Source organism: Rothia mucilaginosa (genome assembly GCF_964211445.1).
Lineage (GTDB): Bacteria > Actinomycetota > Actinomycetes > Actinomycetales > Micrococcaceae > Rothia > Rothia mucilaginosa_E.
The window spans coordinates 1-13,706 of record NZ_CAXOQT010000039.1 but is presented as its reverse complement, the minus strand read 5'-3'; the positions used below and the strand labels follow the sequence as shown (position 1 = coordinate 13,706).

Below are 13,706 nucleotides of genomic sequence, written 5' to 3'. Positions count from 1 at the left end.
AGGCGGGGGCCACAAAGCATAAAGCTTAGTGGGCTAAGAAAGCTTACTTAGCTGCCTCTTCAGCCTTTGCAGCCTCGTGCTGCTCCAGGAGCTCGCGCTCCCAAGCTGCCATGGGCTCCTCAGCTGCTTCAGCCTTGCCGTTCTTCTTAGCGTTGCGCTCGATCAGGCCGGCTGCCACTGCGTCAGCAATCACGCGGGTGAGCAGGTTGACGGAGCGGATAGCGTCGTCGTTACCGGGGATCGGGAAAGCAACCTCGTCGGGGTCGCAGTTGGTGTCGAGGATAGCAACAACGGGGATGCCCAGCTTCTGAGCCTCGTTAACTGCCAGGTGCTCCTTCTTGGTGTCAACAACCCACAGGAGGGAGGGAACCTTGGACAGGTTGCGGATACCGCCGAGGGTCTTCTCGAGCTTCTCGAACTCGCGACGCATGAGGAGCAGTTCCTTCTTGGTGTAGCGAGAACCTGCTACATCGTCGAAGTCAATCTGCTCGAGTTCCTTCATGCGCTCAATGCTCTTGGAGATGGTGCTGAAGTTGGTCAGCATACCACCGAGCCAGCGGTGGTTCACGTAGGGCATGTTCACGCGGGTTGCCTGCTCAGCGATAACTTCCTGAGCCTGCTTCTTGGTACCCACGAACAGGATGTTGCCACCGTGTGCGACGGTCGACTTAACAGCCTCGTATGCCTTGTCGATGAAGGCGAGGGACTGCTGCAGGTCGATGATGTAGATGCCGTTGCGCTCGGTCAGGATGAAACGCTTCATCTTGGGGTTCCAACGGCGGGTCTGGTGACCGAAGTGAACGCCGGAGTCCAGCATTTCACGCATAGTTACGACGGGCATGTCGTCTCCTTTTTGTGGTGCCGCGCGGACCTCCCATTCGGGCTAGCCCAACGCGCGCATAGTAGTTATCAGTTTTTCCTGGCGGCGGTTAGCGTTCACGGTTACCCGTTCAGCTCAGGCCCTAACCACCCCGTGTGGGTGGACCGAAGGTCCCTTATCGGCTCCCCCGATGAGGATGCCGCTCACGCCGCGCGTCGTCAGTGATGCTGTGCGGAACCCCTCGAAGAGGGAGAATACCCGCGCAGGCACACTGCAATACGACATTGTACCGTATATTCCGCGATTAATCCGCCGGGTCGGGGATAAAACCTGCCCAGGCGGTTCGGGTGTGTGCAGGGGCACTGTGGATAACAGATTTTAAGGCGGAAACGGCGGAATTATCCACAATTTTTCGCGAGGCCCTGCAGGGCGGGGCGATTCGTGATGTGCTCAGAAGATGAAGAAGAACATGAAAAGTTTAGAGGCGGCGCTGCGGCACGCGGCGCTGATGGTGTGCTGCCTGCTGGGGGTGCTCGTGTGTGCGGGCGGGCAGGGCTACGCGGGCGGTCAGGATTATTTGGGCGACACAGGTGCCTGGAACGGTGCCGCCTCAAGCGCGAAAGTTCCCAGCACGGTTGAGCTCGCCGCGAGCCGGCTACGGTACCGCTCCCCCACCGCCGAGACCAGACCGCAGGTAATCCGTCCCTTTGAGAAGCCCTCCCAACGCTGGAGCGCCGGACATCGCGGCGTAGACCTTGCCCTACCCGAGCACGACCGGCGCGTCTACGCACCGGCACCGGGAAAAGTGGTTTTCAGCGGCACGGTCGTCAACCGAAAAGTGCTGGTCATTGCGCATCCGGATGGGCGGCGCAGCACCTTCGAACCCATGGACGAGGCGCTCCCGGTCGGCACCACGGTTGCAGCCGGTGAGGTCATCGGCACCGTCGCCACGACCTCCGGTGGCAACAGCGAGCGCCCCTACAGACGATGCTCCACCGCGTGCCTGTACTGGGGTGTACGTCAGGGAGGCGCCCGCCGGGATGGCAGCGGCAAGGACGCCGAGTACATCAACCCCATGAGCCTGCTGGGGTCGAAGGAGCCGAGCATTCTGCTTCCCGTGCCGGGCGGGTATTAGGAGCAGGCACTAACGGAGACGAGCCGCAGATACAGCTGTGGCCCGTCACCTCCCCAAAAGGAGGCGACGGGCCACAGGAGCCAGCCTAGAGGCGTTCTCTAGCGAGGCGCTAGAGGCAGCTGATTACTGGAGGATGTCACCGTCATCAGCACCGAACTGGTTCGGCTGTACAGGCTGAGTCGGCTGTGCAGGCTGGGTGGGCTGAGTAGGCTGAACCGGCTGTGCGGCCTGCGCATCGTACGCGGGCATTGCCTTGGTCGGTTCGTTCTCACCGTAGTTCAGGCCGTGCTGCGGGGTGAACACCTGAGTCGGCGAATCATCACCCGCGGCGTAGGCGGTGTTCTGCGCCGGGTAACCGGACTGAGCAGCATAACCATTCTGCGCAGCGTAGCCGCCCTGTGCCGGGTAGCCGTTCTGTGCGTCAGCCTGGGTTGCGCCGTAACCGGTCGCAACACCAGCCGCCGCGCCCAGTGCAGCAGCCGAAGCGGCACGACGCTCACGGCCCTTCGCACGAGCCGCCGCAATCTTCTTGCGGAACAGGAACAGCAGAATCAGGATGAGCAGCAGCAGGCCCACAATAACCGCATCCACGATTACATCAGTCATGCTCAGACCGGATGCCGGAACAGTCAGACCGGAGGTGCTACTGACACCGCGGTCAGTCTTGACGCTCAGCTCGCCACCGTTCACGGTGAGCTGCACATGCTGAGAGTTCTTCGCGAGGCTGTTCGCGGCATCTACCTTCTGCTGGTCCAGTGAGGAGAAGGTCGGTGCCTTGAAGGTGAACTCGAAGGGAGCCGAGTAGTAGTTACCCAGCTTCGAAGAGAGCTTGATTTCAGGGGTCACCGTGTAGTCGGAACCGAAGGGGTGGTAGCCACCGGGACGGGTGACGGTCACCTTCGAATCGGGCAGGTACTCGTTCAGTCGCTGGTTGAACTCGTTCTGGTCCTTACCTCGAACCTTCACGCTCACGATCGTGGAGTCGCCGTCCTGACGGACCTCGGTCTCGTCATTGCTGCCGCCTGCGAAAACATCCTTGAGCTTCTGCTCCGCGCCCGCAACATCCTCGGTCGGGAATGCGTAGAGGAAACGTGCTTCCATGGAACCGTCCAGGCCCAGGGAGGTAGCGACCTTCATGCTCTTCATCTCGATCTGGCGCGAAGAAACACGGTCAACCGCGATGAGAGTGTTGCTGCCGCCCGAACGGGAGGAGCTAGCGCGACCCTCGGGGTCAACCATGTAGGACTTATCGTTGCTGTCCACGATGGTCAGGGTCAGGCCATCACCGTTCGGGGAGCACAGCAGGGAGCAGTCCAGCAGACCCGAAATCTTCTTCTGAACGGTGAAGTTGTTGTCCTTCGCCACTACCTCACGGCTGGCGGAGAAATCGGTGCTGCTTGCGCCAAACAGCTTCTTGAGACCGCTACCCAGGTCCTCAATCGAAGAAGCGCTAAAGGTCAGGGTACGACCCACTTCTTCCTTCGCACTGGCGGTCGATGCAGAAGGAGCGTACGCCTTCGCCTGCGAGGACTCCAGGCCCTTCTTCAGCTCGGAGCCCTCAGGCTTGACCTGGTTCAGGTAGGCGTCGACTGCAGAAGCGGTCTCGGTGTTCATGATTTCCTTCGCGACGAAGGAAACCATCACGGAGTAACCGCCGTCCTTCTCCTTCACGTCAAGAATGACGTTACGGAAACCGCGGTCCTGAACATCCTTCGCAGAAATCTTAGAACCACCGGAGTTCTTCACTTCCTTCTCGCCAAACTTCACAGTGGTTTCATCGCTGCTGCTGAGAACACTGTTCTTATTGGATGCAGACACCACGCCGTCCACTACCAGTGCTTCCGGAAGCCAGCCCAGCAGGTCGCCAGAGCTGAAGTTTTCCTTCACCTGGATACCCTGCACCAGACCCTGGTCAGAGTTAATGATGCTAATCTGCGGCTTGATATCGGAGCCGGAAGCCTTCAGCAGAGAGGTCACCTTGGAGTGGTATTCCTCCACGGAGGAGAAGGACACCTTGAAGGTCGCACGAGCCTTCTCACCATCGGTCTGAATACCGTCGTATTCCAGGCCCTCGGGCAGGTGCTTACGAACGGACGCATCCAGTGCCTGGGTGCCACCCTTAACCTTGTCCTGGTTATCCTTCATGTTGAAGGAAACCAGGATGGTACGAGTACCCTTCTCGGCGCTCTCAAGACCCAGCTGGGTCTCAATCTTTGCGCTGCAGGCACTCAGAATCAGCGCTGCAATGGTCAGCAGAACCGCCAGGAACATCCAGCGCTGACGAGCCGGTGCAGCCGGGGTGTGAGTCATCGCGTGCATTCTAGGCTCCCATCAGGCGAATAGCCACGTAGTAAACAACCATGGATGCCAGAACCCATGCGGTGCTCAGCGCCGCGTGCATGATAATCGGGGACTTCGCGAAGCGGCCCAGACGGTTCAGGCCCAGGTAGGTCAGAGCCTCACCCGAGAATACCGCAAAAGCAAGCACCAGAACCATGAGCATGGTCAAGAAGAACGCACTGCCACCGCTACGGGTGAGGGTCAAGAAGAACACGAGCAGGTTCAGCACCAGGAACGAAGGAATCAGCGCCAGAGAAGACACCGACACCGCGTGCATGCTTGCGGTGAAGGTAGTCGGTGCCTTGCCAATACGCGCGGTCAGCTGCAGCTGCACACCGCGCAGAACCTGCACGCCAAAGATTGCAAGAGCCATCAGCACGTACGCCAGAATCATGCGTCCGGTCGGCACGGCCTGGGCGGCGTAGGCGCCACCGTAGGCGGCACCGCCTCGGCCGCCAAACATGTAGCCCAACATGGACATCATGACAACGGCCGCCAGAATCACCAGCTGGCTGAAGAAGAATGCACCCACCAGCGCCTGCAAAGTCGTGGGAATGATCCAGCCCCACGCGCCGGCGGAAGAGATGCGGGCGTGCGCGGTTGCCGGGTTGCTGGAGAAAACATCCAGGAACGCGTTCCAGGTAGCGCCCAGCGCCTTCACTGCCGGATGCGGTGCGCTCGGCGCGTAGACTGCCTGGCCGGGCTGACCCGGCTGCGCAGCGCCGGGCTGTGCAGTACCAGGCTGAGGTGCGGCGGTAGGCTGACCGGGCTGAGCTGCCTGCTGCGGCTGAACCGGCTCAGCCTGAACCGACTCAGGCTGAACGGGCTGCTGAGGTGCTACCGGGGCCGCAGGCTGAGCAGCATTAGCAGGCTGGCTCGGCTGCGCGGCAGACTGAGCAGACAACGATGCATCCTGCGCGGGACGCGCACCGGCATCGTAGCCGTAGCCACCAGCCGCAGATGCACCCTGCGACGGGTTGTTGGGAGTGTTCTCCGACATTGAGATCCTCTCGTATGGTGTGTGGAAGCAACACCTACCGGCTGAATCGGCATCTACCGGCGGCATCACGCTGTCTTTCGTGACAAGACTCTTCAACCCTACCGTATCGAACGCTATGAAGCGTCTTCGTTCGTCATTTACCCTTTTTCATCACCATTGATGCATTCCACGCACGAAAATAGGCGGAGCGCAGGCACGAAAAAGCCCCGCCCGCCGACAAGTGGGTGAAGTCGACGGGCGGGGCCGTAGGGAGTGCGGGGCTCGAACCCGCGACCAAGGGATTATGAGTCCCCTGCTCTAACCGGCTGAGCTAACTCCCCATCCGGTGCAGTAACGGCGCGCAAAGGGCGCCAGCACCATCCTCTAGAGTACCTGAACGGCGACTGAGAACGAAAAACGCTCTCTCTTACTCACCGCTCGGAGGTCTAGAGAAACTTAGCCTAAAGAAACTTAGCGGCGCGAATCCAGGTAACGCTGGTACGGTGCGTCGCTCACGTACAGCTCCTCGAATGTACGCCAGGTGTTCTCCGCACTGTGGAAGCCCACGATGCGGCGGGACTCGCGGCCCATCTGCTCACGCTCAGCGGCGGGCAGGGAGAGCACAGCCTCCAGCTTCTTCGCCAAATCCTGGGCGTTATTGGGTTCGAAGAGGTAGCCGTTCACGCCTTCCTCCACCAGGTGCGGCAGAGCCAGCGCGTTCGCGAGCACCACGGGGGTGGAGGCGCTCATCGCCTCCAGGGAAACCAGGGACTGTAGCTCGGCGGTACCGGGCTGGCAGAACACGTCAGCCATCTGGTACACCTCGGGCAGATGCTCATCGGGAACGAAGCCGCGGAAAATCACGCGGTCGGACACACCGCAATCGTGCGCCTTCTGCTCGAGTGCCTCACGCAGTTCGCCACCACCGGCGATGTCAAGCACCACGTGCTCGAGGGTATCGGGCAGCAGGGAGAGCGCCTCAATGAGCACGTCCACGTTCTTCTCTTCAGCCAGGCGACCCACGAAGGCAATACGCAACTCGCCGGGCACCTTACCGGCGTCAGCACCCTCAGCCAGCTCGTAGTCGCTGATCTCAATACCGTTAGAAACCGGCATGACGGGGCGGTCAAAATGACCCAGGTCGCGCATCGCATCCGCACCAATCTGGGTGGGGGTGGTAACGACCGCGGTCTTGGAGAAGCAGAAACGCATATCCTTCCAGGTGACCTTCTCAATCACGCGCTTCACGGGAGAGGGGAACGGCAGGAATGGGTCAAGGTTCGCGGGCATGAAGTGGTTGGTTGCGATAACGCGGATACCGCGACGCTTCGCTTGGAAAATCAGCGCGCGACCAATGATGTAGTGGCACTGCACGTGCACCACGTCCGGACGCACCTCGTCGAGGATTGCGCCAACCTCGGACCAAATTTCCCAGGGCAGGCAGATGCGGTTCGTTTCGTGGGTCGGGGGCAGGTGGGAGCGCAGGCGGTGCTCCACAATGCCGCCCTCTACCTCGGTGCGGTAGCTGGGGCCGGGGATGGGGCTGGCGGCGACCACGTGTACGGAGTGGCCGCGCTTGAGCATGGAAGTGGCAAGGCGGTGACCGAATTGTGCTGCACCGTTGATGTCCGGCGGGTAGGTTTCTGCGCCAATCAGAATCGTCTTTGCCTGTTCCATGACGGGGCTCCTCATCGGGGTGTAGTGTGTCGGTGACTTTGGGGTTTCGGGTGCGACGGTGCGCCGCTTCTACCTCTGTCTGCCGCGTGCACCGGGTGGGTCCAGTACGTACAGCACTTGTCTATTCTACCTGTGAGCTGCGTCCTTCTCCGACTTGTGGCGGGCGGCTTTGGCTGGGAGTTACCTCTAAACCAACCGTTGAGACAGACGCCCGGAACCTGCCTATAGACGCACAAACGCCCCGATACGAGTATCGGGGCGTTTGGACGCTTGGCGTTAAACCTGTGCGCCGGCTTTAGCAGCGGCTAGGTTTAGCGGCGTACCAGGCGGTTCAGGAAGTGCAGGACGGTTGCAATGGATGCACCCAGTGCTGCGAAGGACTTCCAGCGCGCCTGCAGAACCTCGGGCTTGCGCACGTTCTCTGCCAGGCCGCGGCCGGTAGCTGCTGCACCTGCAGCAACCTCGGAGGGCACTGCCTTGAGAGCGTCGAGGGCCTGCTGGGTGTTGGACTGAACGTCGCCGGTGTAGGACTGCAGGTCGTCGCGCAGGGCTGCCAGGTGCTGGCGACGCTCTGCGGTGCGCTGCTTGAGCTCTTCGAAGGTCGGCGGCTTGGGCTCTTCCTCGCCGCGTGCCTTGCGCTCTTCAGCTTCCTTACGGGCGCGTTCTGCTGCTTCTTCAGCTTCCTTAGCCTTCTGCTCGGCGCGCTCTGCCTGCTCCTTCTTCAGGCGCTCAGCGGACATGGCGGTACCTTCCTTGAGTACGCCGAGGTCGAAGAGCAGACCGAAGATTGCGGATTCGGGCTTGAACGGCAGCTGAGCCTTGACCTTCTTCAGACCGACCAGTGCGCAAATTGCCAGGACGATGAGGAAGATGAGGGCGAAGATCAGCGCGGATGCCCAGTAGGGCATGACGGTGCCGAGGCCGAGGATTGCTGCGGCGACCAGCGCAATAATCAGGAACAGACCGAAGACTGCTGCGACGCCGAAGAAGGCTGCGCCCTTACCAACGGCGATGCCCTTGGTCTTCAGCTCGTGCTTTGCAATCTGGATTTCGTCCTTGACCTGGCTGGGTCCGAGGGTCTTGAAGGTTTTGCCAGCGTCGATGATGTTCGCGACGCCGGACTTAATCCCGCTGATGCCAGCAAAGAAACGCTTGGGTGCCTTGGGATTAGTAGTAGTGGTCATGACCACCTCTCCGTGACGTGTTTTTGGAGGCTTCTTTTTCGCACTCCACCTCCTATAGTTTAGCCCCTTATGGTACCCCCGCGTGACCGTTTGAACGGGGGTTTGCGCTATCTCTTCAGGTATTTTCGACTTTCTGACGTCTGTATTGAGCTGCGGGCGTAGCATTCTGGGCTTGGTTGCACCTGTGGATTTGCTCTGGAGTAGGTGCAAGAGGATGCCGGAGGGGCACTCCCCCGCTGCGTTCGGGATGCGGGTGCGGCGCGTGTGGACGGGGTGAACTTTTCTTGAGGAGCGGGCTTCATAAACTGGTTCACGGCTGTGGACAAGGCTGCGGAGGGAACGTTCCGACTGGACTCGACCAGACGAAGTTAGGTGTGGGCGCCCCAGCGCCTGCACCTAACACAGTGGTTACTGTGTTCGAGTCCCGTCGGGAAAATGGAAAAGCCTCAGAACTTCGTTCTGAGGCTTTCTCTGCTTTACCCCCGAATGGAATCAACCAGACGGAACCCGAAGGGAGCGCCCCAGCGCTCACGAAGGGTGGAGTGGTTACTGGTTCGAGCCAGAGGAACGTATATAGCAAGAACCCCGGAACGAAGTTCCGGGGTTCTTGCTATATTTGCTCCCCCGACTGGACTCGAACCAGTAACCCTTCGATTAACAGTCGAATGCTCTGCCAATTGAGCTACGGGGGATTATTTTGTTTTCGTTGCCGGTTTCCCTTGCAACGAGTAATAACTATACCGGGGCTGTTTGGGCTCCGCAACTTGAAATACCGTGAAGTGCATCACTTTTTGGGCTACGTGATTAGAGTGGGGCTTGGGTTCCGGTTAACCCGCGCTACTCCCCCGGCTGTCTGCGGAACGTAAAACGCTGAGCAGACAGCCGGGGCGCTCACCAGGAACTGTGTTTAGCCGCGCTGTGCGCTGAGCTGGCGGCGGCGCATCTCCAATTCGAGGAGCTGACGCTGTACCGCCTCGAACTCTTCGTCGTCCGGGTTGGCGCTGAGCTGTTCCAGGCGCATCATCAGGTCGGATTTTTGGCGGGCAATCTGTTGCTCAAACAGGGCGTTGAGTGCACCGGTGACGAAACCGGGCAGACGCTCGGCGCTGCTGACCGGTAGCGGTGAGACGGCGAGCTCCGCGATGGCGGGGTGTACGCCTTCTACCGCGCCGGAGCGCACGCAGTTAATCCACTCAATACCGGGGGTGGGCGCCATGACGGTTGCGGCATGGATAATGCCAGCGGCTACCTCGCGGTGGGTGCGGTAGCGGAACTGCACGGTGGCGAGGTTACGCCACTGTTCCACGCTGATGAGCTCGGGGTGCTGCAGGGCAATCTCGAGCGCCGCCTTTTCGAGGCGTGCAACCGGGTCGCGCGGGTCGGGGGTGAGGAACTCCTCGACGGCGGGGGCGGTCGCCTCCGGCTGGGGCGCGGCGGGCTGAATGCTGCTCGGCGGGTGGGCGGCAGCGTTCTGCCCGGCGTAGGCGCTGGGCGCGGCGTAATCTTCGGGGGGAGGCGCATCGTAGGCAGGGTCGTAGGGCGCGTCAGCATGAACTGCGCCCCGGGTACCCGTATAACTCAGCGCACCTGTATAACTCGGTGCACCCGCATAACCCGGCGTGCCCTGCGGTCCTTCGTTCAGACGCTCGTAACGCGGGGCGGCGGTAGCCTCCGTCTGCTGGGTCCGCGAAAGCTTCGGGTGGTTCTGCGCGTACGCCACGGCACGCTGAATCTCGTCGAGCTCCAGGCCGAGCTGACCGGAGACCTTACGCATGTAGGCGGGGCGCAGGTCGCGGTCCTTGATGCCGGCAATAATCGGGGCGATAGCGCGCATCGCCAGCACGCGGCCTTCAAGGGTCGCCAAATCGTACTTGGCGAGGGTCGAATCAATCGCGAACTCAAAGAGCGGGCGGCGCGAAGCAATCAGCGAGCGCACGGCGGCATCCCCCTTGTGCAGGCGCAGGTCGCAGGGGTCCATGCCGTTCTCTGCAACCGCCACGAAGGTCTGCGCCACGAAGCGCTGGTCCTCCTGGAAGGCAGCCATGGCGGCCTTCTGGCCTGCGGCGTCGCCGTCGAAGGTGAAGATGATTTCGCCGCCGGAGCCGTCGTCGGTAATCATGCGGCGCACCATCTTGATGTGGCCGGGACCGAACGCAGTGCCGCAGGTGGCTACGGCGGTGGTGATGCCGGCAAGGTGTGCCGCCATGACGTCCGTGTAACCTTCCACGATGACGACCTGCTTGGTCTTGGTCATATCGCGTTTTGCCAGGTCAATGCCGTAGAGTACCTGGGATTTCTTGTACAGCTGCGTTTCGGGGGTGTTCAGGTATTTGGGGCCCTGGTCGTCATCGAAGAGGCGGCGGGCACCGAAACCGATGGTCTCCCCCGCGATGGTACGGATCGGCCACATAATGCGGCCGCGGAAACGGTCGTACAGGCCGCGGTTGCCCTCGGAGAACATGCCGGTCGCCTTCAGCTCCTCATCGGTGAAGCCCTGGGAGCGAAGGTGCTTGAGCAGGTGGTCCCAGCCGCGGGGTGCGTAGCCGACACCGAACTTGCGGGTTGCGGCGGGGTCGAAGCCGCGGGCGCCGAGGAAGCGTTGCGCCTCCTGCGCATCAGCACTGTAGAGGTTGCGTTCGAAGAACTCGGCGGCAATCTTGTGCGCGTCGAGCAGGCGGCGGCGCATACCCGCCTCGTAGCGGTCGCCGGGCTTACCGCCCTCATAGTGCAGGGTGTAGCCGATGCGGGCGGCCAGACGTTCCACGGTCTCAACGAAACTGGTGTGCTCCATCGCCATGACGAAGGAGTACACGTCACCGGATTCACCGCAGCCAAAGCAGTGGTACGAGCCGACCTGCGGGCGCACATTGAAGGAGGGCGTGCGCTCGTCGTGGAACGGGCACAGCCCCTTGAAGGTGCCTATACCGGCGCTTTTGAGGCTTACGTAGCCTTCAATGATTTCGCGGATATCGGTACGGGCGCGGACTTCGTCAATGTCTTCTTTGCGGATCAATCCAGCCATAAACTCAATTCTACGGTGGGGGTCAACAGGTAGCGCCTGTGGGTGTTGCAGGGGCGCCAAAGAGCGGCGCGAACAGGCTCGAAAAAGGATGCGCCGCGACGCGCAAACAGCACGCCGCGGCACACAAGTACAGGGGGTTAGCCGCCGGAAATATCCAGCTCAGCCTCCACCAGACCCAGACGCTCAGCATCGCCGAGGATGCGCGAATCCAGCCAGCCATCGGGCAGGTGCGGCTGCTTGGGGCTGCCGGCGCGGCCGCGCGAACCCTCCACGGCGGCGCCCGGGTAACCAATCGAGTGGTCCAGCTGAGCAATCAGCTCACGGAACGTCGCCAGGTCGGGCACCTGAGCCATTTTCGCGCGCAGCTCGCCGCCAACCGGGTAGCCCTTGAAGTACCACGCCACGTGCTTGCGAATCTCACGCAGGCCGCGGGTCTCGTCGCCGAAAGTCTCCACCAGCAGTTCTGCGTGGCGATAAATCATGTCCGACACCTCAGTCAGGGTCGGGCGGATACGCTCCGACGAACCCTCAAACGCATTCTGCAGGTCACCAAACAGCCACGGGCGGCCCTGGCAGCCGCGGCCAATCACCACGCCGTCCACGCCGGTCTGCTCAACCATGCGCACCGCATCCTCAGCGGAGAAAATATCGCCATTACCCAGAATCGGCACGTCCGGAATTAGCTCACGCAGCTGAGCAATCGAATCCCAGTCAGCCTTACCCGAATAATGCTGAGCCGCAGTACGACCGTGCAGAGCAATCGCCGCAACACCGGCATCACGCGCAATCTTGGCGGACTCCAAGAACGTAATGTGGTCGTCGTCAATGCCTTTACGCATCTTAATGGTCAGCGGAATATCGTTGCGGGACGCCTCCTTCACCGCAGTCTGCACAATCGCCGTGAACAGGTCAGTCTTCCAGGGCAGGGCGGCACCGCCACCGCGGCGAGTCACCTTAGGAGCCGGGCAGCCAAAGTTCAAGTCAATATGGTCGGCACGGTCCTCTTCAACGACCATGCGCACAGCCTTACCGACGTTGACCGCGTCCACACCATAAATCTGGATGGAGCGGATCTTCTCGTCCGGGTCATGCTCAATAATGCGCATGGACTCGGGCTTACGCTCCACGAGGGCGCGCGCAGTCACCATCTCGGTCACGTACAGCCCGCCGCCATATTCACTGCAGAGGCGGCGGAAAGCCTTGTTGGTCACGCCAGCCATCGGGGCGAGAACCACGGGAGTATCAACGGTCAGTTTGCCCAATTTCAGGGGCGGGAGGGTAAGACGGGGTGCTTCAGAATTCACCCCTATATTGTGGCATACGGGGGCAAATCGAGAACCGGACTCAGCTGACGGGGTACAGAGGAACAGCACAGGCGGAATTTGGAGGCGCAGGTACGTGCAAGGGGCAGTACGCACAAGGGGCGGGGAAACATTCCACTCCCCCGCCCCTCTCAGCAAGAGTCAGCCAGCAGGCTCGGTACCGAGCATCTACTCGGAATCTACCCGAGAACCTACTCGGTCACGTAAATATAGGTCGGGTCGCCCTCCACCGAGGCGGTACCGGCGCGCAGCAGCACGTCGGTCACCTGAACCAGCGCCTCCATGGCGTCATCAACCTCAACCAGCACCGGGTACTTAGCGCTCAGCAGGGACAGCACCTGCATAATCGCCTCCACAGCGCCCTCATTATCGAAGTCGTAGCCCAGCAGCAGCTCGGTGGCGGTGTTCTCATTCACCAGCGCCGCCTCCGGGTCAGTCTCGAAGGGGTGGTAGCTCACCGCAAACGCCACAATCTGGCCCTTCTTACCCTCGGCAGCCGCCTCGCGAATGTGGTCGCGAAGCACCACGGCGCCAAAGGCACGCACCTCATCCGAAAGGAAGTAGCGGTTCACGGTACCCAGACCCACCTCGGCGGGCACATCCCACTCGTGAGCGCGGCGGTAGAAATCCCACAGCGCGGCGGTCAGCTCCACCGAACCGGTCGCCAAATCCTCAATCGCCTGAGTCTCGTTACCGTCAGCATCCTCACGCAGAGACACCGGGGGAATAGCGCCCGGTTCCACGCGCACCATGCGGGAACGCTGAATCAGCTTCATGCCGGTCGCCTGCGCGAACTCCTCGCCATCGCTAAACGGCGACAGCTTCACGCGCAGAGCAGTGGTCTGGCCGTGGGCCGCCGCAATCTCACGCAGCGCATTCAACAGCGCGGTACCAATACCCTGACGGCGGTGATCAGCCGCCACCTCAACATACGACCACAAACGCGCCGGATGCAGCAGCGAAGCCACCACAGTACCCGCCGCCACCGGCACACCCGAAACAGTCACCACCAGGGTGCGGCTAAACGGCGCATCCGTATCCGGGCCGAAAAGGCCACGCTGGCGCTCCTCAACCTCATTGCGGGCAGAGTTCCAGATTTCAAGCAGGGCAAGGTCGTCACCCTCCTGCCAAGGGCGAATCTCAAATTCTTCGCTAAGGCGTTCAGCCATGTCCGTGTGCCTTCCTTCGCTCGCGTCAATCGTGCCAATCAGTCTAACCAGGGTAGCC

The 13,706-nt window shown here is 61.3% G+C and carries 9 protein-coding genes and 2 tRNA genes; 1 reads left to right on the top strand and 10 read right to left on the bottom strand.

Going from position 1 to position 13,706, the window contains the following annotated elements; genetic code table 11:
- Positions 1–43: 43 nt before the first annotated feature.
- On the bottom strand, positions 44–841 hold the full coding sequence (gene rpsB, locus AB8E48_RS08440; protein WP_005507063.1) for a 30S ribosomal protein S2: 798 nt from the start codon (positions 839–841) through the stop codon (positions 44–46).
- A gap of 448 nt (positions 842–1,289) precedes the next feature.
- On the opposite strand from rpsB, the gene AB8E48_RS08435 reads away from it, so the two are divergent.
- Positions 1,290–1,955 (top strand): M23 family metallopeptidase, encoded by a 666-nt coding sequence (locus tag AB8E48_RS08435; RefSeq protein ID WP_368886422.1) that lies wholly within the window; start codon positions 1,290–1,292, stop codon positions 1,953–1,955.
- 123 nt (positions 1,956–2,078) lie between these two features.
- On the opposite strand, the gene AB8E48_RS08430 is transcribed toward AB8E48_RS08435, so the two are convergent.
- From AB8E48_RS08430 to AB8E48_RS08390, 9 genes are all read right to left on the bottom strand, one after another.
- Entirely contained in the window at positions 2,079–4,265 is a 2,187-nt protein-coding gene (locus AB8E48_RS08430; protein WP_368886421.1) for a flagellar motor protein, read from the bottom strand.
- Positions 4,266–4,275: 10 nt separating this feature from the next.
- On the bottom strand, positions 4,276–5,295 hold the full coding sequence (locus tag AB8E48_RS08425; RefSeq protein ID WP_368886420.1) for a hypothetical protein: 1,020 nt from the start codon (positions 5,293–5,295) through the stop codon (positions 4,276–4,278).
- Between the two features lie 246 nt (positions 5,296–5,541).
- Positions 5,542–5,615: transfer RNA gene (locus AB8E48_RS08420), tRNA-Ile, on the bottom strand.
- 130 nt (positions 5,616–5,745) lie between these two features.
- Positions 5,746–6,951 (bottom strand): glycosyltransferase, encoded by a 1,206-nt coding sequence (locus AB8E48_RS08415; RefSeq protein ID WP_368886419.1) that lies wholly within the window; start codon positions 6,949–6,951, stop codon positions 5,746–5,748.
- Positions 6,952–7,262: 311 nt separating this feature from the next.
- A complete protein-coding gene (locus AB8E48_RS08410; RefSeq protein WP_294625200.1) occupies positions 7,263–8,135 on the bottom strand; it encodes a phage holin family protein in 873 nt (290 codons plus the stop codon).
- 619 nt (positions 8,136–8,754) lie between these two features.
- Positions 8,755–8,827 (bottom strand) — tRNA-Asn (locus AB8E48_RS08405).
- 215 nt (positions 8,828–9,042) lie between these two features.
- Entirely contained in the window at positions 9,043–11,157 is a 2,115-nt protein-coding gene (gene dnaG / locus AB8E48_RS08400; RefSeq protein WP_368886418.1) for a DNA primase, read from the bottom strand.
- A 137-nt stretch (positions 11,158–11,294) separates the two neighbouring features.
- Positions 11,295–12,461: a tRNA dihydrouridine synthase DusB gene (gene dusB, locus AB8E48_RS08395; RefSeq protein ID WP_049341672.1), complete on the bottom strand. Its 1,167-nt coding sequence runs from the start codon at positions 12,459–12,461 to the stop codon at positions 11,295–11,297.
- 209 nt (positions 12,462–12,670) lie between these two features.
- On the bottom strand, positions 12,671–13,648 hold the full coding sequence (locus tag AB8E48_RS08390; protein ID WP_368886417.1) for an N-acetyltransferase family protein: 978 nt from the start codon (positions 13,646–13,648) through the stop codon (positions 12,671–12,673).
- Between the last annotated feature and the right edge of the window lie 58 nt (positions 13,649–13,706).

What these genes read in the sequence shown, in the direction of transcription:
- rpsB (WP_005507063.1), bottom strand. Translation starts at nt 841, where the DNA reads ATGCCCGTCGTAACTATGCGTGAAATGCTGGACTCCGGCGTTCACTTC.
- AB8E48_RS08435 (WP_368886422.1), top strand. Translation starts at nt 1,290, where the DNA reads ATGAAAAGTTTAGAGGCGGCGCTGCGGCACGCGGCGCTGATGGTGTGC.
- AB8E48_RS08430 (WP_368886421.1), bottom strand. Translation starts at nt 4,265, where the DNA reads ATGACTCACACCCCGGCTGCACCGGCTCGTCAGCGCTGGATGTTCCTG.
- AB8E48_RS08425 (WP_368886420.1), bottom strand. Translation starts at nt 5,295, where the DNA reads ATGTCGGAGAACACTCCCAACAACCCGTCGCAGGGTGCATCTGCGGCT.
- AB8E48_RS08415 (WP_368886419.1), bottom strand. Translation starts at nt 6,951, where the DNA reads ATGGAACAGGCAAAGACGATTCTGATTGGCGCAGAAACCTACCCGCCG.
- AB8E48_RS08410 (WP_294625200.1), bottom strand. Translation starts at nt 8,135, where the DNA reads ATGACCACTACTACTAATCCCAAGGCACCCAAGCGTTTCTTTGCTGGC.
- dnaG (WP_368886418.1), bottom strand. Translation starts at nt 11,157, where the DNA reads ATGGCTGGATTGATCCGCAAAGAAGACATTGACGAAGTCCGCGCCCGT.
- AB8E48_RS08390 (WP_368886417.1), bottom strand. Translation starts at nt 13,648, where the DNA reads ATGGCTGAACGCCTTAGCGAAGAATTTGAGATTCGCCCTTGGCAGGAG.